At 73.4% G+C, this 2,176-nt stretch carries 2 protein-coding genes; one reads left to right on the forward strand and one right to left on the reverse strand.

Annotated elements, in window-relative coordinates:
* On the forward strand, positions 1-1,233 hold a 1,233-nt coding region (locus tag FUT87_RS25300; protein ID WP_147242786.1), incomplete at its 5' end, for an efflux transporter outer membrane subunit.
* 91 nt (positions 1,234-1,324) lie between these two features.
* Here FUT87_RS25300 and FUT87_RS25305 read toward each other — a convergent pair.
* A partial coding sequence (locus FUT87_RS25305; RefSeq protein WP_255512032.1) for an alpha/beta hydrolase domain-containing protein occupies positions 1,325-2,176 on the reverse strand: 852 nt, incomplete at its 5' end.

The following is a 2,176-nucleotide window of genomic DNA, read 5'->3' on the forward strand; positions in this document are numbered from 1 at the left end:
CTGGTGCAGCGCGCGCTGCAGGCCAACACCGACCTGCGCGTGGCCTCGGCCAACCTGCGCGAGGCCCGGGCGCTGTCGCGCTTCGCCGATGCGCAGCTGTTCCCGACGGTGGACCTGAACGCCGGCGCGGCGCGGGTGCGGGCGCCGGACTATCAAGGCAACCCGCAGACCAACAACGCGTTCTCGGTCGGCTTCGACGTGCGCTGGGAGGCCGATCTCTTCGGTCGCCTGTCCGACGAACGCCGGGCGGCCGCGGCCGACCTGCTGGCCGGCGAGGCGGGCCTGCGGTCGGCGCAGGTCAGCGTCGCCGCGGAAGTGGCGCGCAACTACTTCGAGCTGCGCGGCCTGCAGGAGCAGCTGCGCGTGGCCCAGCAGTCGCTGGACACGCAGCAGGGCGCGCTGAAGCTGGTGGCTGGCCGCCAGGAGGCGGGCCGGGGCACCGGCTTCGACACCGAGCGCGCCCGTGCGCTGGTCCAGAGCACGGCCGCGACGATCCCGGCGCTGGAGATGGCGCTGGCGCGCACGCGCTATCGCCTGGCGGTGCTGACCGGCCAGCCGCCGACGGCGCTGGACGTGGAACTGTCGGACGTCAAGCCGTTGCCGGGCCTGAAGACGATCGCGCTGGACCGCATCGGCACGCCCGAGGACCTGCTGCGCCGCCGCCCCGACGTGCGCGCGGCCGAGGCGCAGGTGGCGGCCGCGGCGGCGCGCGTGGGCGTGGCGCGTTCGGCGATGTTCCCGCGCGTCACGCTGGGCGGCACGATCGGGCAGAACGCCTCGCGCATCGGCGACCTCAACGATGGGCCGGCTTATGCGTACAACCTGGGCGCGCAGCTGGTGTGGAACCTGCTCGACTTCGGCCGCATCCGCGCGCAGATCGCGGCGGCGGATGCGCGCAACGATGCGGCCTTCGCCAGCTACGAGCGCACCGTGCTCGCCGCGCTGGAGGAGACCGAGGGCGCGCTGGTGACCTACAACCGCAGCCAGCAGCAGGCGCAGGCGCTGTTCGACGCGGCCGTGTCGGCGGAGCGCGCCGCCAACATCGCGCGCGAGCGCTTCAAGGTCGGCATCAGCGACTTCCTGGCGGTGCTCGACGCCGAGCGGGAACTGCTGACCGCGCGCAACCAGCTGGCGCAGTCGCAGACGGCAGCCGCGACCTCGCTGGTGGGCGTCTACAAGGCGCTGGCGGGCGGCATCGACGGCGAGGCGCCCGCGCAGACCGCGGCTCGCTGAGGGGTCTGACCGCGGGGACCCCTCGCCCCCACCCCCCTCTCGCGCGCTCCCGCGCTGCGGGAGAGGGGCCTCGATGGCTTGGTGAGCGGCCTCACCGCAGCACGTCGCTGCCCGCCGCCTCCTTCAACAGCCGCTCACGATCAGCCTTCAGCAGGAAGCCTTGCGCCACCGCGCGGTCCGCGGCCTTCCGCACAGCCGCGACATAACCGGTGTGATCGCCGTAGCGCTCCTCCAATGACAGGCGCGGATCGCCGTTGGCCTCGCGCTCGGTGCGGGTGCGCGCGAACGGCACGTAGCCGCCGGCGTAGTTGCACACCTGGCCGGCGTGGATGCCGTTGGCCGTGATGTTCCAGCCCAGGTAGGTGCCCAGCGGCGCCATCGTCAGCACGGTCGGCACGCCGCCGACCTCGTTGCCGTCGGCGTCGACCCGCGGCACCTTGGCCGGCAGCACGCGGCGGATCGTCGGCGGGATGCGATCCGGCACGCCCGCGGCTTCGACGCGATCGAAGCCCGGCCCCCAGTCGTAATCGAAGACCGGGAACACGAAGTTCTCGGGCCTGAAGACGCTGTCCGGAATACCCGGCACGCCGGGCGGAAAGCCCATGGCCTCGCGCGTCGGATCGACCAGCTCGCCGCGCGCCAGCGTCGGATAGCGGCTCGGCGGCGGCGGCGTTCCCTTGAGCACCCAGTCGCGCATCGCCGCGCTCAGCAGGTTGCGCAGCTCGCGATGCGGCACCGGGTTCGGCGCCAGCGTCGCCTGCCCGAACTGGTTGCCCGGACAGCTGAACGGTGTCGTCCCGCCGGCGTGCCGAAAGCCGCCCGCCCCGCCGCCATGCGGGCTGCCGGCGACGTAGTAGCGGCGCACGTCCGGCGCCAGCGGGATGTCGACATCGGCCGACGACCCCACCCATTCGAGCGAGAGCTTGAGCGCATAGACCTCGGC

This window comes from Mitsuaria sp. TWR114, from assembly GCF_007997345.1.